20 protein-coding genes are annotated in these 24,016 nt (G+C 68.6%); 8 read left to right on the top strand and 12 right to left on the bottom strand.

Features of this window, described 5'->3' with window-relative positions:
- Nucleotides 1-21 precede the first annotated feature (21 nt).
- The 3 genes from ACZK29_RS21875 to ACZK29_RS21865 all read right to left on the bottom strand — a co-directional run bounded on the left by ACZK29_RS21875 (nt 22) and on the right by ACZK29_RS21865 (nt 3,155).
- Nucleotides 22-1,449, bottom strand: a complete 1,428-nt coding sequence (locus ACZK29_RS21875; RefSeq protein ID WP_106549141.1) for an amino acid permease — start codon at nt 1,447-1,449, stop codon at nt 22-24.
- A 158-nt stretch (nt 1,450-1,607) separates the two neighbouring features.
- Nucleotides 1,608-2,027 (bottom strand): hypothetical protein, encoded by a 420-nt coding sequence (locus ACZK29_RS21870; RefSeq protein ID WP_111205249.1) that lies wholly within the window; start codon nt 2,025-2,027, stop codon nt 1,608-1,610.
- 57 nt (nt 2,028-2,084) lie between these two features.
- Nucleotides 2,085-3,155: an aldo/keto reductase gene (locus ACZK29_RS21865; RefSeq protein ID WP_478446501.1), complete on the bottom strand. Its 1,071-nt coding sequence runs from the start codon at nt 3,153-3,155 to the stop codon at nt 2,085-2,087.
- Between the two features lie 111 nt (nt 3,156-3,266).
- Here ACZK29_RS21865 and ACZK29_RS21860 point away from each other — a divergent pair, with 111 nt between their 5' ends.
- Nucleotides 3,267-4,169: a LysR family transcriptional regulator gene (locus ACZK29_RS21860; RefSeq protein WP_478446500.1), complete on the top strand. Its 903-nt coding sequence runs from the start codon at nt 3,267-3,269 to the stop codon at nt 4,167-4,169.
- A gap of 149 nt (nt 4,170-4,318) precedes the next feature.
- On the opposite strand, the gene leuE is transcribed toward ACZK29_RS21860, so the two are convergent.
- Both leuE and ACZK29_RS21850 read right to left on the bottom strand, forming a co-directional pair.
- Nucleotides 4,319-4,948 carry a leucine efflux protein LeuE gene (gene leuE, locus ACZK29_RS21855; RefSeq protein WP_111205252.1) on the bottom strand — a complete coding sequence of 210 codons (630 nt, stop codon included), beginning with the start codon at nt 4,946-4,948 and terminating at the stop codon, nt 4,319-4,321.
- A gap of 15 nt (nt 4,949-4,963) precedes the next feature.
- Nucleotides 4,964-5,935 carry a LysR family transcriptional regulator gene (locus ACZK29_RS21850; protein ID WP_164147279.1) on the bottom strand — a complete coding sequence of 324 codons (972 nt, stop codon included), beginning with the start codon at nt 5,933-5,935 and terminating at the stop codon, nt 4,964-4,966.
- Between the two features lie 91 nt (nt 5,936-6,026).
- Here ACZK29_RS21850 and ACZK29_RS21845 point away from each other — a divergent pair, with 91 nt between their 5' ends.
- Nucleotides 6,027-7,034 carry a zinc-binding alcohol dehydrogenase family protein gene (locus ACZK29_RS21845; protein WP_459048353.1) on the top strand — a complete coding sequence of 336 codons (1,008 nt, stop codon included), beginning with the start codon at nt 6,027-6,029 and terminating at the stop codon, nt 7,032-7,034.
- Between the two features lie 295 nt (nt 7,035-7,329).
- On the opposite strand, the gene ACZK29_RS21840 is transcribed toward ACZK29_RS21845, so the two are convergent.
- The gene (locus ACZK29_RS21840; RefSeq protein WP_111204738.1) at nt 7,330-7,935 is read right to left on the bottom strand and encodes a glutathione S-transferase family protein; all 606 of its coding nucleotides are present in this window, start codon (nt 7,933-7,935) and stop codon (nt 7,330-7,332) included.
- A 45-nt stretch (nt 7,936-7,980) separates the two neighbouring features.
- Here ACZK29_RS21840 and ACZK29_RS21835 point away from each other — a divergent pair, with 45 nt between their 5' ends.
- From ACZK29_RS21835 to ACZK29_RS21825, 3 genes are all read left to right on the top strand, one after another.
- Nucleotides 7,981-9,531, top strand: a complete 1,551-nt coding sequence (locus ACZK29_RS21835; protein WP_111204739.1) for a DNA recombination protein RmuC — start codon at nt 7,981-7,983, stop codon at nt 9,529-9,531.
- Between the two features lie 71 nt (nt 9,532-9,602).
- Nucleotides 9,603-10,001: a hypothetical protein gene (locus ACZK29_RS21830; RefSeq protein ID WP_478446499.1), complete on the top strand. Its 399-nt coding sequence runs from the start codon at nt 9,603-9,605 to the stop codon at nt 9,999-10,001.
- A 126-nt stretch (nt 10,002-10,127) separates the two neighbouring features.
- The gene (locus tag ACZK29_RS21825; protein ID WP_010487473.1) at nt 10,128-10,673 is read left to right on the top strand and encodes a glutathione peroxidase; all 546 of its coding nucleotides are present in this window, start codon (nt 10,128-10,130) and stop codon (nt 10,671-10,673) included.
- 107 nt (nt 10,674-10,780) lie between these two features.
- Here the strand turns inward: ACZK29_RS21825 and ACZK29_RS21820 are convergent, their stop codons facing one another.
- From ACZK29_RS21820 to ACZK29_RS21795, 6 genes are read right to left on the bottom strand one after another with little or no spacing between them, the layout of a single operon-like run.
- The gene (locus tag ACZK29_RS21820) at nt 10,781-11,797 is read right to left on the bottom strand and encodes an MlaA family lipoprotein (RefSeq protein ID WP_459048399.1); all 1,017 of its coding nucleotides are present in this window, start codon (nt 11,795-11,797) and stop codon (nt 10,781-10,783) included.
- A 1-nt stretch (nt 11,798) separates the two neighbouring features.
- Entirely contained in the window at nt 11,799-12,110 is a 312-nt protein-coding gene (locus ACZK29_RS21815) for an STAS domain-containing protein (RefSeq protein WP_111204742.1), read from the bottom strand.
- Nucleotides 12,100-12,762, bottom strand: a complete 663-nt coding sequence (locus tag ACZK29_RS21810; RefSeq protein WP_459048400.1) for an MlaC/ttg2D family ABC transporter substrate-binding protein — start codon at nt 12,760-12,762, stop codon at nt 12,100-12,102. Before ACZK29_RS21810 ends, ACZK29_RS21815 begins: the two co-directional genes overlap by 11 nt.
- Nucleotides 12,759-13,283: an outer membrane lipid asymmetry maintenance protein MlaD gene (mlaD, locus tag ACZK29_RS21805; protein ID WP_005411706.1), complete on the bottom strand. Its 525-nt coding sequence runs from the start codon at nt 13,281-13,283 to the stop codon at nt 12,759-12,761. The genes ACZK29_RS21810 and mlaD overlap by 4 nt, the downstream gene beginning before the upstream one ends.
- 59 nt (nt 13,284-13,342) lie before the next feature.
- Nucleotides 13,343-14,092, bottom strand: a complete 750-nt coding sequence (locus ACZK29_RS21800; RefSeq protein WP_005414955.1) for an MlaE family lipid ABC transporter permease subunit — start codon at nt 14,090-14,092, stop codon at nt 13,343-13,345.
- The gene (locus ACZK29_RS21795) at nt 14,092-14,880 is read right to left on the bottom strand and encodes an ABC transporter ATP-binding protein (protein WP_106549131.1); all 789 of its coding nucleotides are present in this window, start codon (nt 14,878-14,880) and stop codon (nt 14,092-14,094) included. Before ACZK29_RS21795 ends, ACZK29_RS21800 begins: the two co-directional genes overlap by 1 nt.
- A gap of 189 nt (nt 14,881-15,069) precedes the next feature.
- On the opposite strand from ACZK29_RS21795, the gene recC reads away from it, so the two are divergent.
- Genes recC through recD form a run of 3 tightly spaced genes read left to right on the top strand, consistent with a single transcriptional unit; the run spans nt 15,070 to nt 23,974 of the window.
- Nucleotides 15,070-18,417, top strand: coding sequence for an exodeoxyribonuclease V subunit gamma (gene recC / locus ACZK29_RS21790; protein ID WP_478446498.1), 3,348 nt, complete (start codon nt 15,070-15,072; stop codon nt 18,415-18,417).
- Nucleotides 18,414-22,094 (top strand): exodeoxyribonuclease V subunit beta, encoded by a 3,681-nt coding sequence (gene recB, locus ACZK29_RS21785; RefSeq protein WP_478446497.1) that lies wholly within the window; start codon nt 18,414-18,416, stop codon nt 22,092-22,094. Before recC ends, recB begins: the two co-directional genes overlap by 4 nt.
- Nucleotides 22,091-23,974, top strand: a complete 1,884-nt coding sequence (gene recD, locus ACZK29_RS21780) for an exodeoxyribonuclease V subunit alpha (RefSeq protein ID WP_478446496.1) — start codon at nt 22,091-22,093, stop codon at nt 23,972-23,974. Before recB ends, recD begins: the two co-directional genes overlap by 4 nt.
- Nucleotides 23,975-24,016 lie beyond the last annotated feature (42 nt).

Raw genomic sequence — 24,016 nt, 5'->3', positions numbered from 1 at the left:
CCGGCACTACCGGCGAGCCGGTTACTTCGCGATCAGCGCGTGGCGACGGCTGTACAGGAAGTACAGCACCAGGCCCGCCACGTTCCACAGCAGGAAGTACAGCTGGGTGCTGTGCGGCAGGCTGAGGAACAGGTAGATGCAGCCCAGCGCGGCCAGCGGACCGACCACGAAGGCCAGCGGCGTGCGGAACGTGCGCTCGCGGTTCGGCTCGCGCAGGCGCAGCACCACCAGGCAGATGCCGACGGCCGTGAACGCGGCCAGGGTACCGGCGTTGGCCAGCGCGGCGATCTCGTCCAGGCGCGCCACACCAGCCAGCGCCGACACCACCACCGCAGTGAACAGTGTGGTCGCCACCGGCGTGCCGGTGCGTGCGTTGACCTTGGACAGGCCACGCGGCAGCAGGCCATCGCGGCTCATCACGAAGAAGATGCGGCTCTGGCCGTACAGGAACGCCAGCAGCACCGTCGGCAGAGCGATGATCGCGATCACGCCGATCACCATCGCCGCGGTCGGATGGCCCAGCTGGCGCATGATCAGCGCCAGCGGCTCGGCGCTGTGTCCGAACACGGCGTAGCTCATCGCACCCACGGCGGCCAGCGCCACCAGCACGTAGACGATGGTGCAGCCGATCATCGAACCGATGATGCCGATCGACAGGTCGCGGCCCGGGTTCTTGGTTTCCTCAGCGGCGGTGGAGATCGCGTCGAAGCCGTAGAAGGCGAAGAAGATGATCGCCGCTGCCGCCATCACGCCGTGCTCGACGCCGTCGGGGCCCATCGACTTGGCGAAACCATACGGCATGAACGGCTGCAGGTTGGCGCTGTCGAAGGCGGGCAGGGCCACGGCCACGAAGATGGCCAGCGCGATCAGCTTGAACACCACCAGGATGGCGTTGAGCGTGGCGCTTTCCTTGGTGCCGGCCATCAGCATGCCGGCCACCAGCCAGGTGATGATGATCGCCGGCAGGTTGATCATGCCGCCTTCCACGTGCGGGCCGGCGGCCAGCCAGGCCGGCAGGTGCACATTCCAGCCGAACTGGGTATGGACCCATTCGAGGAAGCCGACGAAGTAGCCGGACCAGCCCACCGCCACCGTACTCACCACCAGCGAGTACTCCAGGATCAGGCTCCAGCCCACAACCCAGGCGAATACCTCGCCCAGCGCGCTGTAGCTGTAGGTGTAGGCACTGCCGGCGGCCGGCATCATCGTCGACAGTTCGGCGTAGGACAGTGCCGCGCAGGCGCAGACCGCACCGGCAATCGCGAAGGAGATCAGCACGGCCGGGCCGGCCAGGTTGGCACCCACGCCGATCAGCGTGTAGATGCCGGTACCGACGATGGCGCCGATGCCCAGCGCGATCAGGTGCGGCCAGCTGAGCGTCGGGATCAGGCGCCTGCCGGCTTCGTGGACGGTGACGGAATCTAGGGACTTGCGCCGGAACAGGGACATGCAGGCCTCGGAAGGGGTGACTAAGAACGACAAGTTCCCGAGTGTGACCGAACGCAGCGCAGCATTACCACTGACGGGGGTCATGCCCGCCCTCGCGCGCGCTGCACCGCGACCAGAGTGCCGGAATCGGCATAAAGGGCCGTAAGCCCGGTACCGCCTCAGGGAGTGCTAGGCCAGTGGCAGCCGTCTTCCTGCCAGGCTTCGGGGTCGTCGTGGAAGGTGGTGCTGCGGCCGTCGCGGGCGCGTTCGTAGCGCAGATCCAGCACCAGGGCACCCTGCGTGCTCAGCAGGTAACGGCCGTTGAGGCGGCCATCGACATGCTCTTCCCAGACGCTGTCGAACTGGTAGGGGCGATCTTCGGCCAGCACCGTGGTCTCCATCGAAACCCGGCGCAGCGGCAGGCGATCGCGGTGGCCCGCGTAGCGCACCTCGGACTGGCCGTCCTCCAGCCAGCGCCATTCCAGGTGGATGCTGTCATTGCGACCACCGGTCAGGCAGCGATGGTCCTGCACGGTGGTGCCAGAGGCGGCGCCGGCGAGCAGCAGCAAGGACAGGGTACAGCGAGCCAACCGGGCCATCCACGCGCGTCCGTTCGGCAGGGAAGGCCAGCATAGCGCGCCCTCCCTGCCAGGGCCTCAGCGCCTGCGGGCGCGCAGGCGGGTACCGCCGCTCATCAGCATTCTTGGCAATGGCATCTGCAGGAAATCGTGTGGGAACGAAGGCGCCACCGCACTGATCGCATCAAGACGGGCCAAGGCATCGGCCGGCAGCACCAGTTGCAGCGCGGCCAGGTTGTGCTCGAACTGCGCAAGGGTACGGGCGCCGATGATCGGCAGCGCGCCGTTACCGGGGCGCTGCAGCAACCAGGCCAGTGCCACCTGCGCAGGCGAATGCGAAAGAGCGGCGGCGATCAACCCGACTTCCTCGGCAATCTGCAGCGAACGTGGGGTCAATGCACCATTGATCAGGGCGACATTGCGGCGTGAGCCACCCGGTGAGGCATCGAGTGCCTCGCCCTGGGCCAGGTCGGCCGCGCTGTATTTGCCGGTCAGCACGCCACTGCCCAGGGGCGACCACGCCACCACGCCCAGGCCCAGGGCCTCGGCCATCGGCAGCAGTTCGTGTTCGACGCTGCGCTGGATCAGGCTGTACTCGATCTGCAGCGCCACCAACGGTGCCCAGCCGCGCAGGTCGGCCAGGGTCTGCATGCGCGCGATCTGCCAGGCCGGCGTATCGGAGATGCCGGCGTAGAGCACTTTGCCGCTGCGGACCAGGTCGTCGAAGCCCCGCATCACCTCGTCCACGCCGGTGGTGTCGTCCCAGGCATGCAGGTACAGCAGGTCCAGATAGTCGGTACCCAGCCGGCGCAGGCTGTCCTCCACCGAGCGCAGCATGCTCTTGCGGTGGTTGCCGGCGTTGTTCGGGTCGCCGGGCACGGTCGCCAGGGTGTACTTGCTGGCGAGCACCAGCCGGTCGCGCTGGCCCTGGGCGAAGCGTCCGAGCAGGGTCTCGGCGCTGCCATTGGTGTAGTTGTTCGCGGTATCGATGAAGTTGCCGCCACGTTCGATGTAGCTGTCGAAGATGCGGCGGGCCTCGGCTTCGTCCGCACCCCAGCCCCAGTCGGCACCGAAGGTCATCGTACCCAGTGCCAACGGGCTGACGCGAAGGCCGGAGCGGCCAAGCAGGCGGTAGTGGTCCAGCGACATGTGGGCTCTCTCACAGGAAGGCGGCTGCACCGCCGGGAGCCACAGCATCCGTCGCCCGATCCTGTGGATAAACTGGAAGGAACCGGACTCACCATGAAGAGTGGCTTCACAATGGATCCCTCCACACCGTTGTCGGCGGTGGTCGCCTTCGTCCACGTCGCCGACCATGCCAGCTTTACCCGCGCCGCCGATGCGCTGGGGGTCTCCACCTCGGCGCTGTCGCAGAGCGTGCGCGCGCTGGAAGCGCGGATGGGCGTGCGCCTGCTGCAGCGGACGACGCGCCGGGTTGGCCTGACCGAACACGGTGCGCGCTTCCTCGCACATGTACGCGGCGGGCTGGCACAGATCGAATCGGCGTTCGCCGATCTCGACAGCGTGCGCGCGGTCCCGGCCGGCAAGCTGCGCATCACCCTGCCACGCATCGTTGCCGAGCGCCGGGTGCTGCCCACACTGCCTGCGTTCCTGGCGCGCTACCCGCAGGTGGAGGTGGAACTGTGCGTGGAGCCGGCGCTGACCGATTTGGTGGCCGAGGGCTTCGATGCTGGCATCCGCCTGGGTGAATCACTGGCGCGCGGCATGATCGCGGTGCCGATCGGGCCGCCGGAGCGACAGGTGGTGGTGGCCACGCCGGATTACTTCGCGCGGCATGGCATCCCGGCCAGCCCGAATGATCTGCAGGGATATCCGTGCATCGTCCACCGTCGTGCCAATGGCCGGTTGATGCCGTGGGAGTTCAGCCGGGATGGCCACGATCTGGAGGTGGACGTGACCGGCCGCCTGGTGTTCAACGATGCCGAACTGGCCTACGCCGCCGTGCTGGCCGGGCTGGGCATGGCACAGGGGTTCGCCTCGCTGGTAGCCGATGATCTGGTGGCCGGGCGCCTGCAGGCGGTGCTGGACGACTGGCAGCCGCCCTTTGCCGGCTTTCATCTGTACTACCCGGCGCGCGAGCACATGGCACCGAAACTGCGGGTGTTCATCGACCATCTGCGTGCCGAAATGCACGGCCGGTAGAGGCCAACCCTGGTTGGCAGACGGCCTCTGAGGTCATGAACGCCGGTGGCACCAGTGCCGACCAAGGTCGGCGACTACCGGATCCCGCGCTCTGGTAGAGGCCAACCTTGGTTGGCCGACGTGGCGCCAGAGCCTGCTCGACGGCGGTATCAGCCGTTGAGCCCAAGGCGGATGCCGAACCCCACCAGGAACAGGCCGGCCACCCGGCGCAGCGCATCGCTGATGCGCGGATGCTGGATCAACCGGCGGCGGGCCAGGTTGCCGACCCCGATCAGCATCGAGCAGTAGGCGATGCTGACCACCAGGATGATGCCGGCCAGCGCCGCGAAGGTGGCAATGCCCTGGTGCGCCTTCGGATCGATGAACAGCGGCAGGAAGGCCATATAGAACAGGATCGCCTTCGGATTGAGCAGGCTGACCAGGATCGCCTGCTGGAAATAGCGGCCCGGCTGCATGCGGATCGAGCCAGTCTCACCGCCCTCGTGCTTCGGCGTGCGCAGCAGGCTGATGCCCACCCACACCAGGTAGGCCGCACCCAGGTACTGCACGGCATGGAACACCAGCGGATTGGCTTTGAGCAGCGCGGCCACGCCGGCCAGCGCCAGCCACATCAGGATCTGGTCACCGACCAGCAGGCCGGCCAGCGCCGTGTAGCCACCTCGCACGCCACCTCGGCCGGTGGCGGTCAGCAGGGTGAAGGTGCCGGGGCCGGGCAGGGCGAGAAACACCAGCACGGCGACCAGAAACGTCCACAGGTCCTGGATGCCCATCCACGGCATGGCGGCGTTCTCTTGTTACGGGGGGCCGCCATTGTCGGCCAGCGCCGGGGCGGGCGACAGGGGGCCGGTGGGGCCAACCGGCATCCCAGACAGCAGCGGTTGCAGGTGCTGGCGCAGCTGCGCGTGCAGCTGCCGCACGGCGGGTGAGAACTGCTTGCGGTGCGGGCACACCAGCTGCAGCGGGATGCTGCTGCCAACGCCGTCCAGCAGCAGCTGCAGGCGCCCGGCCAGCACATCCTCGCGCAGGTCCAGCCAGGACTTGTAGGTGATGCCTTCGCCGGCGACGGCCCAGCGCCGCACCACGTCGGCGTCGTCGCAGACCAGCGGGCCGCGCACCGGGATCACGGTGCGGCGCCCGTCAACCTCGAACGACCAGCGATCGTAGGCGCGGCCACTGAGCTGGTAGACCAGGCAATCGTGCTCGCGCAGTTCGTCCAGGCGCACGGGCGTGCCTCGTCGCCGCAGGTAATCGGGCGAGGCTGCGAGTACACGGCGGTTGCCTTCGAGCAGGGGCAGGGCCACGTAGTTGGCGTCGTCGAAGTGGCCGATGCGGATCGCCACATCGACCGGATCGCGGAACACGTCGGCCACTTCATCGGACAGCCGCAGGTGCAGGCGCAGCCGTGGATGTGCGGCTCGGAATGCGGTCAGCCACGGCAGCAGCAGGTTGCGACCGAAGTCCGACGGCGCCGACAGCTGCAGCGTCCCGTGCAGCTCGGCGTCCTCGCCCTGCACGCGGGCCCGCCCTTCGCGCAGGGTGGCCAGTACCTCCTGCGCATAGGGCAGGTACAGCGCGCCCTCGCCGGTCAGGCGCAGGCTGCGGGTGGTGCGCACGAACAGGCGCAGGTCCAGTTCGCGTTCCAGCCGCGCCACGGCAGCAGCGACCTGGCCGGGCAACAGGTCGGCCTCGCGGGCGGCCTGCGAGAAGCTGCCCAGCGCGGCCGTGCGGACGAACAACTGCAGGTCGTCGAAGCGGATCATCTTCATCGCCGGAGTGAAAGTGCTGCCCGATTCTGCGCCTTTCTGAGCGACCGTGCGCGGCGCAACCTGTCCACTCCCTCCCCACTGGACCGCTGCCATGCGCGCCATTGCCTACACCCACGCCGGCCTGCCGATTGATGATGCGCAGGCCCTGATCGACATCGAACTGGACCTGCCGCAGCCCGGCCCGCGTGACCTGCGGGTGGCGGTGCGCGCGGTGGCGGTCAATCCGGTCGACACCAAGGTCCGCCGCGGCGTGGCCACCGACGGCCCGCGCGTGCTGGGTTGGGACGCGGTCGGCATCGTCGACGCGGTGGGCAGTGACGTGACCCTGTTCCAGCCTGGCGATGCGGTCTACTACGCCGGCGTCATCGACCGGCCGGGCAGCAATGCCGAATACCAGCTGGTGGACGAGCGCAGCGTCGGCCGCAAGCCGGCCAGCCTCGATGATGCCGCGGCCGCAGCGTTGCCGCTGACCGCGATCACCGCCTGGGAGCTGCTGTTCGACCGCCTGCGTATTCCCGAGGGCGGTGGCGAGGGCCAGGCCCTGCTGGTGATCGGTGCCGCCGGTGGCGTCGGCTCGATCCTGGTGCAGCTGGCGCGGAAGCTGACCAAGCTGACCGTGATCGGCACCGCATCGCGCCCGGACACCCAGGACTGGGTCTATGCGATGGGCGCGCACCATGTGATCGACCACAGCCAGCCGCTGGCCGAAGGCCTGGCACGGCTGGGCATCAGCGAAGTGCAGCACGTGGCCAGCCTGACCCACTCCGACCAGCACTACACGCAGATCGTCGAGCTGCTGGCGCCGCAGGGCCAGTTGGGCCTGATCGACGATCCGGGCCAGGTGGATGTGATGGCGCTCAAGCGCAAGGCGCTGTCGCTGCACTGGGAATCGATGTTCACCCGCCCGCTGTACAGGACCGCGGACATGCAGCGCCAGCACGACCTGTTGAACCGGGTGGCCGAGCTGATCGATGCCGGCGTGCTGCAGACCACGCTGGGCGAGCACTTCGGGCGCATCGACGCGGCCAACCTGCGGCGCGCGCATGCGCTGCTGGAAAGCCACCGCGCCAAGGGCAAGATCGTGCTGGAAGGCTGGTAAGGATCCAGGCCAAGGGCTGAGCCCTTCGTGGCGGGTTGCGTCGTTTGAATGCCGCGGAGTGGGCCGGGCGGGGTGGATTGCGCAGGACACGCCCACCACGGAAAAGAAAAAGAAGAGCAGAAGCCGGTCGCCTCGCTCGCGTGTCGACCAAGGTCGACACCTACCAGAGCCGGCCCCGTGCCGACCAACGGTCGGCACCCACCCCGCCATCCCACGGATAGCCAGCTTCTGCTGTTGCTTCGGCTCTCGCCTGCAGCAGGTGCAAGGCTGCAAGCCCTGCAAAAAGACCCATCCCTCAGGCAACCCCGGTGTCGACGTGCGCGGCAAACCCCGGCTGCTGGCGCAGGCGCTCGAACCAGGCCTCCACCTTGGGCAATGCGGGTCTGTTGCCCGGTGTGCTGCGCCAGCGCTGGGTCGACAGCCCCAGCACGATATCGGCCAAGGTGAAGGTGTTGCCCGCCACGTAGCCACCGGTGGCGGCCAGCTGTGCATCAAGCACCCCCATCAGCCGGTTCCACTGCGCCAGGCTGGCCTCGGCACGGGCGTCATCCGGGTAGTCCGGATGTTGCCGCACCCGCGCCATGAACACGTGGCGCCAGGCACTGTTGAGATCGCTGGCCTGCCAGTCCATCCACTGCTCCACCCGCGCACGGGCCTGCGCCGCAGCGGGCAGCAGGTCGTCACGGCCGGCGTGGGTGGCCAGGTAGCGGCAGATGCTGTTGGACTCCCACAGCACGAAGTCGCCATCGCGCAGGACCGGTACCTGCCGGTTCGGATTCAGTGTGGCCAGCAGGTCTGCCGGTGGCGCAGGCTCGTGGTGCAGGGGCAGATCCAGCCCCGCGCACAGCCACAGCACCTTGCGCACGTTGATGGAGGTGGGCTTTCCGTACAGAGCGAGCATGGTTCCGGCGCAGCAGCTGAGACTCCACCAGCCTACACTTGCCCCATGCAAACCGAATATCTGCTCATTGGCGGCCTTCTATTGGCCGTGCTCATCCTGCAGCTGGTCGCCCTGCTGCGCCGCCCGCCGCACGACCGCCTGGAACAGGCGGTGCGTGAGGAGGCGCGCGCCGGGCGCAGCGAACTGCGCGAACAGCTCGATGGTTTTGCCCGCGCGCTGACCGACCTGTCCACCCGCACCGACCAGCGCCTGGACCTGCTGCGCGAGGCGCTGGGCGAGGACGCCCGCAAGGCGCGTGCCGAGGCAGCGGAGAGCCAGCAGCGTGGCGCCGCACTCATGGGGCAGCGCCTGCAGGAACTGCGCGGCCAGCTGGAAACCTTCGGCCAGCAGCAGGAAGCGCGCATCCACGCGTTCGGCCAGCAGCTGCAGGAACTTACCGGGCGTACCGACACCCAGCTGGGCGCGCTGCGCCAGACACTTGTGGACGATGCGCGCAAGGGCCGTGAGGAAGGTGCGCAGTCGCAGCAGCGCCTGACCGAAAGCCTTGGCCTGCGCCTGCAGGAACTGACCCAGCGCAACGAACAGCGCATCGCCGAGATGCGCGCCACGCTGGAAGAGCAGCTGCGCGCGCTGCAGAACGACAATGCGCAGAAACTGGAGCAGATGCGCCACACCGTGGACGAAAAGCTGCAGTCGACGCTGGAAACACGCCTGGGCAACTCCTTCAAGCTGGTTTCCGAGCGCCTGGAACAGGTGCAGCGCGGCCTTGGCGAGATGCAGCAGCTGGCCACCGGCGTCGGCGATCTCAAGCGTGTGCTGACCAACGTCAAGAACCGTGGCAGCTGGGGTGAAGTACAGCTGGAGAACATCCTCGAACAGACGCTCACCCAGGAGCAGTACGCGCGGGCTGTGAAGGTACGCCCGGACAGCGGTGAGATGGTCGACATCGCCGTGCGCCTGCCGGGCCGCAGCAGCGACGACACGCCGGTGTGGCTGCCGATCGACTCCAAGTTCCCGCGCGAAGACTACGAGCGGCTGCTGGATGCGCAGGAACAGGGCGACGCCGAGGGCGTGCGCCTGCAGGGCGTCCAGCTGGAGCGCGCGGTACGCGTGCAGGCCAAGTCGATCTGCGACAAGTACATCGCGCCGCCGCATACGACAGACTTCGCGGTGATGTTCCTGCCCACCGAAGGCCTGTACGCCGAAGTGATCCGGCGCCCGGGCCTGGTCGACCTGCTGCAGCGCGAGCATCGCGTGGTGGTGGCTGGGCCGACCACCGTCACCGCCCTGCTCAACAGCCTGCAGATGGGCTTCCGCACGCTGGCCATCGAGCAGCGCTCCAGCGAGGTGTGGAGCCTGCTGGGCGCGGTGAAGAGCGAGTTCGGCAAGTTCGCCGGCATCCTCGAGAAGGCCGAGAAGCAGATCACCACGGTGGGCCGCAGTATCGGCGAGGCCAGCCGCAAGACGCGCACCATCGAACGACGCCTGCGCGGCGTGGAGTCGCTGGCGTCCGAGCAGGCGCAGTCGCTGCTGGGCGACCTGGCCGATGCTGAAGCCGCGGCCGAGGACGAAGGCAACGACGGCGACGAAGCCTGAGCTACGTCGACACGCCGCCTGCATCGTCGATGCGTATGCTGGCGGCCTGTCCGCTTCGATCAGGTACCGCCATGCGCCTGCGCCTCTGTACCAGCCTTGCCCTGACCGCGCTGCTTGCCGCCTGCGGCAGTGCGCCGCCGGTTGCGGACATGCCGGCGCCTGCTGGCGCGGCGACCACGCCCGAAGCGGCCGAGGCCTACCGCGAAGCGCGCGATGTGGACTGCCAGGCCGCTGGCGGCACCCTGCAGCGGCTGGGCCGGCTGCAGCGCGAACAGTGCGTGATTCCTTACGCCGATGCCGGCAAGGCCTGCAGCCGCAAGAGTGACTGCACGGGCCAGTGCCTGGCTGCGGGTGAGGTGGTGGCCGGTGGCGCGGCGTCCGGTACCTGCCAGCGCGATGTGCGCCAGAACTTCGGCTGCCGCCAGCGCATTGATGAGGGCAAGGCGCAGGGCACGATCTGCGTGGATTGAATCCTGCCTGTAGAGCCGAGCCCACGCTCGGCTGCTGTGGCATCAGCCGAGCGTAGGCTCGGCTCTACAACCACGTGCGCGGCGCTATGCTGGTGGGCCATTCCCCGCCGTAGCCGGAGCCCCCGCGTGAGCACCCCGATCCAGGACATTTCCCTCACCACCATCGACGGCCAGCCGTCCTCGCTTGCCGATTACCAGGGCAAGGTACTGCTGCTGGTCAACGTCGCCTCCAAGTGCGGCCTGACCCCGCAGTACGAAGGCCTGCAGGCGCTGTATGCGGAAAAGCACGCGCAGGGCCTGGAAGTGCTGGGCTTCCCCGCCAACAACTTCCTGGGCCAGGAGCCGGGCAGCGAAGCGGAGATCCAGCAGTTCTGCCAGCTCACCTACGATGTCAGCTTCCCGATGTTCTCCAAGATCAGCGTGGCTGGTGACGACACCCACCCGCTGTACCAGCAGCTGACCGCTGCGCAGCCGCAGTCGATCGGCGAAGGCCCGCTGCGCGAGCGCCTGGCCAGCAAGGAGATTCCGATCCACGCTGCGCCGGCAGTGCTGTGGAACTTCGAGAAGTTCCTCGTCGGCCGCGACGGCAAGGTCATCGCCCGCTTCGCCCCGGACGTGGCCGCCGACGATGCGCGCCTGCGCGAAGCCATCGAGGCCGCGCTGGCGGCCTGATCGGCCGGGGGGCGGATCCCTTTCCACGGGAAAGGGCTCCGACCCCATCCGCAACGCCAAAGAAAAACCCCGCCGAGGCGGGGTTTTTCATGCATCGATGCAAGGACTCAGTGGGTCCACTGCGGCATCGGCATCGCATCGACCGGAATCGGCGAGTTGGCATCGTCGTGGCCACGGTCGCGCTTGCTGCGCAGATCGTTCTCGATCTGGTAGTTGCGGCGCTGCATCCACGCATCGCGCACCAGCGAGTACTCGTCCACCGCGGTGTCGCGCAGGTCGTCGATCGCCAGCAGCTGTGCGCGGGTGTCGACCAGCTGCAGGCCCTGCAGGCCGATGCGGACCTTGTCCTCTTCGATGCGGCGGATCGGCGACAGCGGAATGTCGCCGGCCAGGCCGAATACGTCGCGCACGGTACGCGGGCCGAAGAACGGCAGTTCCACGTAGCGCGAACGACGCCAGCCCCAGGCACCCAGGGTCTGGCCGAAGTCCTCATTGCGGCGCGGCACCATCGCCTTGCTGGCCGGATCGAACAGACCACCGATGCCCAGTGTGCTGTTCATCAGGAAGCGGCCGAGGCTGTCCCATGCATCGGCACCGCGGCCCTGCAGCAGCTGGTTGGTGATGGTCACCGGCGCGCGCAGGTTGCTGAAGAAGTTGCTGACGCCGGTGCGGGCGAAGCGCGGCACCACGTGGGTATAGGCGGTGGCCAGCGGACGCGCGACGCCGCGGTCGACCGCGTTGTTGAACTTGTGCACCTTGCGGTTGAACGGTTCCCACGGGTCGTAGGCCGCCGCATTGGTGGTGTTGCCGGCACCGCCATAGAGGGCATCGAAGTCGTCATCGCCACCGGGCGCGGTGGCTGCTGCGGTCTTCGCTGCACTGCTGTCGCCGCTGTCGGTCGGCGCAGCCGGCGACGATGCGGCAGCAGCCGGCGGATTGGCCACGGGTGCGACCGGTGCAGCGTCAGCCGTGCCTGCATCGGTGGCCGTGGTGGCGGGCGAGGTGGTGGTACTGGCCGGAACCAGGGTGCTGGCCGCGGGTGCATCGCTGCGCGCGGGCTTGCCGGCACAGGCGGTAAGGGCGGTGGCCAGGACGATCAGGGGGAGGGTGCGCACGACGTTCATGTCAGCTCGCAGCAGAAGTAGCGTTGAAATCCAGGTTGGGCGACAGCCGATAGGCCGCGCTCAGTTCGTTGTAGCCAGCCGGCGCGCCGCTGATCACCAGCGGATGGCCGGCCTTGCGCGCACGTGCTGCCAGCTCGGCCAGCAGGGCCAGGCCGGCGCTGTCCACGCGTTCGACTTCGCCCAGTTCCAGCCGTGCCAGTTTTGCCGGCAGGGCCTGCAGCTGCGGCCATAGCGCGATCACCGCGGCGCGGTCGAGCACCCCGCGCAGGCGCAGGGTGTCGCCTTCCAGCAGTGCCAGTGCGTTACTTGCCATTGCCCGCGGGCCCGGCCTGCATGCTGCCGCTGTGCAGTTCGCTGGCCACCTGCTTGATGCCCTTCTGGCGCAGCGGGGTGTCGAACTGGTTGCGGAACGTCTGCACGTAGGAGATGCCTTCGATGTTGACGTCGAAGATCTTCCACTGGCCGTTCACGTTGCGCATCCAGTACTCGACCGGGGTCGGCTCGCTGCCGGCACGCACCAGCTCGGTGCTCACGCGCACGCCGCGGTTGCCCGGCAGCGGGCTTTCACCCTTCAAGCGGAAGCTCGGCTTGCCCTGGATGTTGAGCAGGGTCGAACCGTAGCGCTGCATCAGGCTGTCGGCCATGGCATCGGCGAACAGCTTGATGTCGGCATCCGAGGCACCGCGTGCGTGCGGGCCCAGCACCAGGCGTGCGGCATAGTCGCGGTCGAAGGTGCGGTTCAGTTCGCTGTCGATGTAGTTGCGCAGGCTGGCCGGGTTGCCGCCGAATTCGCTCCTGCGCTGCTGCAGGGTGGTGAGGATGCGCGTGCTGGCATCGATCACCACCTTGCCGGCCTGGCCCTGCGTCGCGGCAGCGGCGGGAGCGGCGGCCTGGGCCTGGGCGAGGAACGGAGTAGCTGCCAGCAGCGCCGAGGCGAGCAGGGCCGGGATCAGTTTCATCTTCATGGTTGCGGTTCCGTTGCAGGCGCCTGCGCGCCATCGTTGGGCTTCTGAGCAGCGCCGCCACCGGCGCCACCACTGAACATGTACTTGCCAACCAGCTGGATCAGGTCAACCGCCGGCTGGGTGAAGACAATCTCGTCGCCGGCCTTCAGCACGTCCGGATCACCGCCCGGCTGCAGACCGATATAGCTCTCGCCGAGCAAACCACTGGTGAAGATGCCGGCCGAGGTGTCCGCCGGCAGGTCCTTGACCTTGCTGTCCATGCGCAGGGTCACGATGGACTCGAACTTCACCGGGTCCAGGTCGATCGAGGCGACCTGGCCGACGGTGACGCCGCCGATCTTCACCGGCGCCTGCTTGCGCAGCTGGCCGACCTGGGAGAAGCGCGCCTTCAGCTCGTAGCCCTGGCTGCCCCAGCTCCAGCGCTGGTTGGTCGAGGCCACGGCCAGCACCATCAGCGAGGCCAGGGCCAGCAGCAGGAAAGCGCCGACGGAGAATTCGAGTCTGGGACCGCGGATGGCCATGTGGATTACCTGATCGAGTCGTGGTGGCCGCGCGCGCCTGCGCACCGCCGGTGGAGGGGTTAGGTGAACAACATTGCCGACAGAACGAAGTTGAACATCAGCACCAGCAGCGAGGCGTTGACCACCGCACGGGTGGTCGCCACCGAGGTGCCCTCGATGGTCGGCTCGGCGTGGAAGCCAACGTAGGCCGCGACCAGCGCGGCGGTGCCGCCGAAGATCGCCGACTTCAGCATCGCCACGCCGAAGTCATCCCAGAAATCGACGCTGTTGCGCAGCGCCGACCAGAACACGCCATTGTCCAGGCCCAGCACGTGCACGGCCTCGAAGTAGCTGGCACTGATCGCCAGCGAGCAGAAGATGCCGGTCAGCAGCGGCACGGTCAGCACCGCCGCCCAGAAGCGTGGTGCCACGGCCTTGGCCACCGGGTCGATGGCCATCAGCTCCAGCGCCTTGATCTGGTCGGTGGCGCGCATCAGGCCCAGCTCGGCGGCGATCGAACTGCCGGCGCGGCCGATGAACAGCAGCGCGGTCAGCACCGGCGCCAGCTCGCGGTACAGCGACAGGCCAAGCAGGGTCGACAGCGCGTCGGCCGCACCGAAGGTGGTCAGCGTGCGGTAGCCCTGCAGGGTCAGCACCAGGCCGACGAAGGCGCCACCGACGGCGATGATCGGCAGCGAGCGCGCGCCGATCTTGTAGATCTCGCGGGTCAGTTCGGCCAGGAAGTCACGGGTCGGCAGCGAACCGCGCAGCACGGTCAGCGAGAACAGGCCGGCGCGGCCCAGCGAGCGGGTGGCTTGAACGAACGGCATCAGGCAACCCTCGCACGCGGCGCGGCATCGAACGGAATCGGGCCATCGGGCTGGCCATGCAGGAACTGCCGCAGCAGCGGATCCTGGCTGGACTGCAGTGCCTCGGGCGATCCCTGGAACACGATGCCGCCATTGGCGATGGCGATGACCTGGTCGCAGATCGGCAGGGTCTCGTGCACGTGGTGGCTGACGATGATGCTGGTCAGGCCCAGGCTGTGGTTGAGGCGCTGGATCAGGCTCATGATCACCCCCGAGGCGATCGGGTCCAGCCCGGTCAGCGGCTCGTCGTAGATCATCAGCGGCGGGTCCAGCGCCAGCGCACGGGCCAGCGCCACGCGGCGCGCCATGCCGCCGGACAGTTCGCGCGGCCAGGCATCGGCGGCGGCCAGCAGGCCCACCGCATGCAGCTTCATCTCCACCAGCCGGCGCAGCACGGCGGCCGGCAGGCGGGTATGCGTACGCAGCGGCAGTGCGACGTTTTCGGCCACGGTGAGGTCGGTCAGCAGGCCATTGCCCTGCAGCAGCACGCCCACGCTCTTGCGCATCTCCAGCAGCGCGCTGCTGTCGTGCGGGATCGGCTTGCCGAACAGGGTGACCTCGCCGGCGACCGGTCGCAGCTCGCCGGTCAGTGCCGCCAGCAGGGTCGACTTGCCGCTGCCGGACGGGCCGAGCACGGCGGTGATGCTGCCCTTGGGCACCTGCAGCGACACGTCGCGCAGGATCGTGCGTCCGCTCCGGTCGATGCGGACGTTGGACAACTGCACCAGACTGGAGGCGGAAGCCGACATGGGCACCATTAACGTTTTTTAGACATCGAAGGATCGGGCCAGCCGGCTGAACATAAGCAGACTGGACGGTCCAGTATTGTTGCACGGCAGGGCTTGGCGCAGGCCGGGACAATCGGCCGGCAGCCCGGAACAATCCGTACCGTCGATGGGCCGACCATTGAATACTGCCTGCCGTCCTGCACACTGTGCATGATGAGTGACCCAGGCAGCGATTTCCGCCTCTACCATTCCAATTCCCTGGACGTGCTGGCCGCGCTGCTGGCGCGCAACGTGCGCGCGCCGGTGCCGGGCCAGCCGTTGCTGGCGCCGGAAGTGGTGCTGATCCCGCAGGTCGCGATGCGCCGCTGGCTGCAAGCGACACTGGCCGCCGAATTCGGTGTAGCCGCCAACCTCGAATTCCTCACCCCGGGCGAGTTCGTGGCCCGCGCGCTGAAGGCCAATGTCAGCGGCGAGCAGGACGATCTGGACGCGGCCGGCCTGCACTGGAAGCTGTACCAGGCACTGCGCGACCCGGCGTTGCTGGCGCAGCCACCGATGCGCGCGCTGCAGTCCTATCTTGCCGGCGGTGACGCATTGAAGCCGTGGGCGCTGGCCGGCGAGCTGGCCTCGGTATTCGAGAAGTACCAGGCGTGGCGCCGCGACTGGCTGCTGCGCTGGGCAGCCGGTGCCGATCCGGCCGACCCGCAGGCGATCCTGTGGCGCACCATCACCCGCGGCCACGACTACCGCGCGCGTCGCATCCAGGAGTACCTGGACCGCTTCGAAGGCGCCGGCCAGCCGCTGCCGCAGGGGCTGCCGCCGCGCATGTCTGCGTTCGCGACGCTCAACATCTCGCCCGATGTGCTGCGGGTGATGGCCACCCAGGCGCGGGTGGGCGAACTGCACTTCTACATGCCCACCCCGGTGCAGTCGTACTGGGGCGACCTGCAGACGCTGGCCGAGCGATTGCGCAGCGGCGCACCGGACCCGTTCGGCGAGGCCGCCGGCGAGAACCGCCTGTTGGAAGCCTGGGGGGCGGCCGGCCGCGATTTCATGGCGGTGCTGGGCAGCTACGAGGTGGTGCACCCGGCCGGCGAGATCGCCGCCTATTCCGATCCGGAGGAAGACACCCGGCCAACCCTGGACCAAGGTGGCCTGTCCGACAGCCTGCTGCATCGCCTCCAGCGCGATCTGTTCCACCGCCGTGCGCTGCCCTCGGGCGCGCTGCGCGAGGCTCTGCGCAGCGACGATCCCAGCCTGCAGGTGCATGCCTGCCATACCCGCCTGCGCGAGCTGCAGGTGCTGCACGACCAGCTGCGCAGCCTGCTGCAGGACCCACGTTTCGACCCACCGCTGCAGGCACGCGAGATCGCGGTGCTGGCGCCAGACATCGATCCCTACGTGCCGTATCTGGAAGCGGTATTCGGAGGCCGGGGGGGCGACGAGGAGCACATTCCGTATGCGCTGGCCGACAGCAGCCCGCTGGCCGGCGAGCCGCTGGCCGATGTGTTCGTGCACCTGCTGGGCCTGCCGGTCTCGCGTTTTGGCCTGAACGAAGTGCTGGACCTGCTGGCCAGCGCGCCGCTGGCCGAAGCGGCCGGGCTGGAAGCAGTGGACTTCGACCGCCTGCACGGCTGGCTGCAACAGGCCGGCGCGCGCTGGGGGCTGGATGCGAAGCATCGCGACCAGCATCAGGCGCCAGCCGACGATGCCTATACCTGGCAGTTCGCACTGGATCGCCTGGTACTCGGCCATGCCACCGGCAGCGAGGCCGATCTGGCCGGCGTGGCGCCGTGGATCGAACTGGAAGGCGGCGCGTTGGACGCCTTGGACCGTCTCCTGCGCCTGCTGCGCGTGCTGGCGGTGTATCAGCGACGCCTCGGCGAACTGCTGACGCCCGCGCAGTGGCGGCAGCGCCTGCTGTCGCTGCTGGATGCACTGCTGCCAACCACGCCCAGCTCGCCCAACAGCCAGCGGGCCCTTGAGCGCCTGCGCAAGCTGCTCAACCAGTTCGCTGAAGACGCCGCCAAGGCCGGTTTCGTGGATGGCGTGCCCCCGGAGGTGGTGCGCGCGCACTTCGCTGGCGCGCTGGGCGAGGCCGATACGCGTGCGCCGTTGCTGACCGGTGGCATCAGCTTCGGCCGCATGGTGCCGATGCGCCTGCTGCCGTTCCGGGTGATCTGCGTGCTGGGCCTCAATGATGGCGATTTCCCGCGCCGTGACCCTGCCGCCGGTCTCAACCAGCTCACTGCGGAGCTGGATACGCCGCGCCGCCGGCCGGGCGACCGCTCCACCCGCGAGGACGATCGCTTCCTGTTCCTGCAGCTGTTCGCCGCCGCGCAGGACGTGTTCTATCTCAGTTACCTCGGCGCTGATCCGCGCGACGGCAGCGTGCGTGAGCCGTCGGTGCTGGTCAGCGAACTGATCGATGCGGCTGCCGCGTATCACCTCGATCCGGCTGCGGCCACCCGCGACTTCACCGTGCACCACGCACTGCAGCCGTTCTCGCCAGGCGCGTTCGGCGATGGCGACCCGCGCCGCTTCAGCTATCGCCGCCAATGGCATCCCGCTGCTGGTCGCATCACCGGCCAGCGTGGAGGCCTGCAGCCCTGGTTCGACGCACCACTGCCGCCACCGCCCGACGATGCCGTGGAGGATGAGGTCGCGCTCGATGCACTGCGTCGCTTCCTGTGCGATCCGGCCGGGCAGTTTCTCGCACAGTCACTGGGCCTGCGCCTGGCCGACGAGGTCGAGGAGGTGGATGACCTGGAACCGCTGGTGCTGTCTTCGCGGGGGCCGGAGAAGCGCAGCGTGCAGGCCGCGGTGGTACGCGCCACGCTCAGTGGCGATATCGAGCCGCTGTACCCGCGCCTGCGCGCGCGTGGCCTGCTGCCGTCCGGCGCACTGGGTGAACGTCAGTTCGAAGCCGAACAGCTGAAGACGCGCCCGTACGCCAGCGCGCTGCTTGCCTGGATGAAGGACGAACCGCTGGAAAGCCGTCGTTACGAGGTGGAGATCGACGGGGTGCGCCTGCACGGCCGCGTGGTCGATCGACATCCCGAGGGCCTGGTGCGCCTGCGCGCCGGCACCCTCAATGGCAACGCGGTGATCCGCCATGGCCTGGACTGGCTGCTGGCCAATGCCGCCGGTGATGCCCTGCCGCTGGTGCAGTTCCATGATGGTGGCGATGCCGGGCCGGGCCCGCATGTCGTACCGGCGCTGAGCGTTCCCGCTGCACGCGCGGCGCTGCGGGCGCTGCTGCAGCTGCGCCAGCGTGGCCTGCGTGAACCGCTGCGCTTTGCCCCGTATACCGGCTGGGTGCTGTACAACGCGCCGACAGAAAAACAGCGCAGCGAAGGCTGGAAGCAGTGGCACGGCAGCGACCGCACCTGGGGTGAATCCAGTAGCGATGCCTGGCAGTTGCTGCTGCGCGGTGCCGACCCATTCGCCACCGATGCCAGCTATGCTGACCTGCTGCGCAACAGCCAGGTGGTCTTCAGCGCGGTGCGCGAAGGCCGCACCCTCGGCGCCGAAACACGCCAGGAGGGCAGCGCATGAGCACCGTGATCATCGAGGACGGCATCGAACTCCTCAGCCGCGATCCCTACCTGGCCCTGCCGCTGGGTGGCATACGACTGATCGAAGCCAGCGCCGGCACCGGCAAGACCTTTACCCTGGCCACGCTGTTCACCCGCCTGGTGGTGGAGCAGGGCCTGCGCATCGGCCAGATCCTGGCAGTGACCTTCACCGACGCCGCCACCCAGGAACTGCGCAAGCGCATCCGCGAGCGCCTGGCGCTGGCGGCGCGCCTGGTCGATCTGGAACCGGCCGAGGGTGAAGCGCCGGATGTATGCCTGACCCGCGAAGTCCTGCAGCGCCATCTGCAGAGCGGCTCGGAGAATGCCACCGCACTGAAGCGCCGCCTGCAGGTGGCCGCGGACGAAATCGACCTGGCCTCCATCTTCACCATCCACGGCTTCTGCACCCGCGTGCTGCGCGAGCATGCGCTGGAGAGCGGCCACACCTTCGACCCGCCGGAACTGCTGGCCAGTGACCGTGAGCTGCTGGAGGAGCTGGCGGCCGACCTGTGGCGTGTGCATGCCAACGACCCGGCCACGCTGGAACCGCTGACCTGGCTGTGGTCCACCCCGGACGCGCTGGCCGCCGATCTGCGCGCGCTGCTGGCCGCACCGCCGCTGCATCCGACGCCGCAGCCGGTGGCGCAGGCCGATCCACACGTGGCCCTGCAGGGCGTGGCGGAAGACCTGTCCGCGAGCGTGCGCGAGCATGGCGAGCAGTTCTTCATCGACCTCTGCGATGCGGTCGACAACAAGTGGATCAACGGCGTGTCCTACAAGCTGGGGTGGCTGCACCCGCTGGGCCGGCAGCTGCTGGCCTGGGCCGAGCGCGCCGACCCGCGCGAGCTGCTGGCCAATGAGCGCCTGCCAGCGCTGCTGCCCGAGGCACTGGCCGCCAAGACCAACAAGAAGTTCGCCGAGCGCACGCCATCGTCGCCATTGCAGGCGCCGTTGGCGCGCTATGTCGCGCTGCTGGCCGAACGTGATGCCTGGCTGCGTGCCACCGCGTTGAATTTCCTGCACGCGCTTCGCGCCGAAGCCACGCAGCGCCTGCAGGCACTGAAGCGCACTCGCCGGGTGCAGACCTACGACGATCTGATCGATGGCGTGGCGTTGGCGCTGGAAGGCCCGCAGCGGCTGGCACTGGTGAAGCAGCTGCGCGCGCAGTACCGCATCGCGCTGGTCGATGAGTTCCAGGATACCGACGACCGCCAGTGGGGCATCTTCCAAACCGTGTTCGGCGATTCGCCGGAGGTGCACGAACTCGGCCTGGCGCCGGCGCTGTTCCTGATCGGCGATCCCAAGCAGGCGATCTATGGCTTCCGCGGCGGTGACATCCACACCTACCTGAAGGCCAAGCAGGTGGCGCAGCAGGCACCGGTGCTGGACCAGAACTTCCGCTCGCGTCCGGCCGTGCTGCGTGCGCTGCAGGCGTTGTATGACAACGGCGGCGAAGACGCCTTCCTCGAACGCGACATCCAGTTCGAGCCGGTGCGGCCCGGCGGCGTGCGCGTTGACGAGGATTACCTGCGCGATGGTCGTGCCGCCGTCGCGCTGACCCTGCGCGTGCTGCGCAGTGGCGGCGACAAGGCGATGAGCGCCGATGCCTCGCGCGATGCCGCCACCCAGGCCTGTGTGGCAGCGATCCACCAGACCCTGGTTGCTGCGCGTGCCGGCAACGCCGTGCTGCGTGGGCGACCGGTGCAGCCGGGCGACATCGCGGTGCTGGTGCGTTCGCATCGCGAGGCCACCCTGGTACAGCGCGCGCTGGCCGCGGTGGGCATTCCGGCGGTGGCGGCCGGCAAGCAGAGCCTGTTTGCCACCCCTGAAGCGCGCGATCTTCGTGCGCTGCTGCTGGCCCTGCTGCAACCGGCCGATGAAGGCCGCCTGCGTGCGGCACTGGCCACCGTACTGCTTGGCCAGCAGGCCAGTGCGATCGCTGCGATGGAACGCGAGGGCGACCTGCAACGCGGGTTCCAGGCGCAGCTGCTGCACTGGCGCGAACGCTGGCAGCGCGGCGGACCGTTCGCGGTGATCGCCGATGTATGTGCTGCACAAGGCGAGCGCCTGCTGGCGCTGATCGATGGCGAGCGCCGCCTGACCAACTACCTGCAGCTGGGTGAACTGCTGCAGGAAGCCTCGGCGCAGGCGCTGGGCATGCACGGCCTGCTGGACTGGCTGCAGGGACAGATGGCCAGTGCCGACCAGGATGACGAGCAGCAGCTGCTGCGCCTGGAATCGGACGCGCGTCGTGTGCAGATCATCACCCTGCACAAGAGCAAGGGCCTGGAGTATCCGCTGGTGTTCCTGCCGTTCGTCGGCATCGATGGCGGCGCGCCGAACACTGCCTCGCACTGCACGGTGCATGTGGGCGGCCAGCGCCAGCTGCACTGGAAGCTGGACAAGGACGAGGCCTGGGAAGCGGCCACCGCGCAGCGCGAACGCGAGCAGCGTGCCGAAGATGCACGCCTGTTGTATGTCGGCCTGACCCGTGCAGAGCACGCGCTGTGGATCGCCGTGGGCGATCTGGCTGGGCTCGGCAGGACGCGGCTGGCGCCGCTGCTGGGTGACCTGCAGGTGCTGCGCACACATGCTGATGTACATGTCGACGACAGCGAGGCGCCGGCCGCGCTGCCGCAGCTGGCGGCCGAAGTGGAAGGTGACCTGCCGGCCGTGCGTGCACTGACCCGGCGCGTGCCGCATGACTGGTGGGTGTACAGCTTCACCCAGCTGGCCCATGCCGATGCTGGCGCCGGCGACGATATCGAAGCGGCCGCGACCGAACTGCCAGCACCGGCGGCCGACGAACCGGCTGGCCCGGAACTGCCCCTGGAACCGGCCCTGCCGGAACCCGCCGCAGCCGCCGAAGACAGTGCGCCGCTCGACCCGCGCTTCATGGGCAGTCGCTTCGGCAACGTGCTGCATGAGGCGATGGAGAACGTCGACTTCGCTGCATGGGCGGATTGGCAACCGGGTCTGGAAGCGCCCGAGGGACAGGCCGAGGTGCTGCGCAAAGCGCTGCACGACGAAGGCTATGCCGATGTCGATCTGGACGATGGCGTGGCGGTGCTGGTGCCGTTGGTTGGCCACACGCTGACCGTACCGCTGCCTGAAGGCGGCGCCCTGTGCAGCCTGGCCGAGGGCGAGCGCCGCGCGGAAATCGACTTCCACTTTGCCATCGAACCGACCACCGTGCCGGCGCTGCTGCAGCTGCTGCACGCGCATGGCGTTTCCAGCAGTCGCCGAGGCTTCGGCCAGCGCCGCCGGTTGGAAGGCCTGATGACCGGCATGATCGACCTGACCTACGTGCGCGATGGGCGCTGGTACGTGCTCGACTACAAGTCCAACCGCCTGCCCGGCTACAGCCCGGACCTGCTGGCCATCGCCATGCGCCACAGCGAATACGACCTGCAGGCACTGATCTACACCGTGGCCCTGCACCGCTGGCTGCGCTTCCGCCTGGGCGCGGCCTACGACTACGAACGTGACATGGGCGGCATCCGCTACCTGTTCTGCCGCGGCCTGGATGGCGCCGGCAACGGCGTGCATGTGGACCGCTTCCCGCTGGCACTGGTGGATGCACTGGACGCACTGTTCGCCGGCGGTGAGCAGGCCCAGGCCGAACTGGCGGCGCGTGCACGTGGAGCCAGCGTATGAGCCTGTTGAAGGAACTGCACAAGAAAGGCCAGCTGCGCACTCTTGATCATGCACTGGCGACCAGCCTGATGCGGCTGCGCGACGACACGCCCGAGAGCGTGGCGCTGGCGGCGGCGCTGGCCTCGCTGGCAGTGTCGCAGGGCCACGCCGGTTTCGATCCGGCGCAGCCGCAGCGCCTGCTGGAAGGCGTGCCGGAATGGCCGGATGCGCAGGACTGGCTGACCCAACTGCGAGCATCGCCGTGGGTGGCGACACCCGAGCAGTCCGACACCCTCGCCGAGGATGCGCCGCTGGTGCTGGAAAACGGCCTGCTGTACCTGCGCCGCTACCGCGAGTACGAGCGCCAGCTGGCTGCCGGTCTGCAGCGCATCGGTCGGCATCCGCTGCCGGCGCCGGACATGGCTGCACTGGCACCGCTGTTCGCGCGCCTGTTCCCGCGGGCGTTGGACAGCGAAGATCATCAGGCCCGCGCCGCCGGCGTGACCCTGCGCCATCCGCTGGCGCTGGTCACCGGCGGCCCCGGCACCGGCAAGACCACCACCATCGCGCGCCTGTTGCTGCTGTTGGCGGCACAGGCCCGGCATGCCGGCCAGCCGCTGCCCGAGGTGGCCTTGGCCGCACCCACCGGGCGCGCTGCCGAACGCATGGCCGAGAGCCTGCGGCTGGCCGTGCAGCGCCTGCAGGAGGACGGTGTGGACCCGGCACTGTGCGCGGCACTGCCCAGTACCGGCACCACCCTGCATCGCCTGCTTGGCGTGATTCCCGATTCGCCGCGCTTCCGCCACCACGCCGACAATCCGCTGCCGGTGGACGTGGTGGTGGTCGACGAAGCGTCGATGATCGATCTGCCGATGATGGCCAAGCTGGTCGATGCGATCGCCAGCGGTACCCGCCTGATCCTGCTCGGCGACCCGGACCAGTTGCCGCCGGTGGAAGCCGGCGACGTGCTCAGTGCGATCCTGCGTGCCAGCGGTGATGGCATCGGCACCCGCGCCGATGATGCGCAGGCGCTGCATGGCCTGCTGGCGCCGGCGACGCTGCAGCCACAGGCCACACCCCGCGCCTTTGCCGGCCGCCGCGTGCAGCTGCAACGTGGTTACCGGCAGAGTGATGCGCTGGACCTGGCACCGCTGGCGAATGCCGTGCGCGAAGGCGACAGCAGCACCGCATTGCAGCTGCTGCGCGGTGGGTCGCTGGCAGGCGTGCATTTCCACGAAGGCGAAGCCGATCCGTTGCGCAGCCAACGCGAGCATCTGCTGGGCCACTGGCGCGCGTTGGCCGAGGCGGCCGATCCGGTGCTTGCCCTGCAGCAGGCCGGGCGCCTGCGCGTGCTGACCGCATTGCGCGAAGGCCCGCAGGGCGCGCGCGGGCTCAACAGCCGCATTGAGCAATTGCTGGCCGGCAATACCCCGGGCTACTTCCAGGGCCGCCTGCTGCTGGTCACCGAGAACAGCTACCGGCACCGCCTGTTCAACGGTGATATCGGCATCTGCCTGCGCGACGGCAGCGGCGCGATGGTGGCCTGGTTCCCCGGCGACACCGTCGAGCAGCCGCGCGCCTTCCACCTGGCCGCGTTGCCCGCACACGAAAGCGCGTTTGCGATGACCGTACACAAGGCGCAGGGCTCGGAGTTCGACGAAGTGTGGTTGCAGCTGCCACGCCAGGACAGCCGCGTGCTGTCGCGCGAGCTGGTCTACACCGGCCTGACCCGCGCCCGCCAGGTGCTGCATGTGGCGGGCAGCGCGGAGGTGCTGCAGTCCGCATTGAAACGCCACGCCAGTCGATTGGGTGGCCTGGCCTGGCGGTTGGGTGCGGAAGACGTGATCGAAGCACCATCGACACTGATCGAAGAACCGACGGTGCAGGGCCAGCTGTTCTGACCTCAGTCCTTCCAATTCATCCAATCACAACGCGCACCTTCA

This window comes from Stenotrophomonas sp. 89682_Sma, assembly GCF_056481405.1.
Note: the sequence above shows the minus strand (reverse complement) of the source record. Positions and strands in the feature narration are given on the sequence as shown.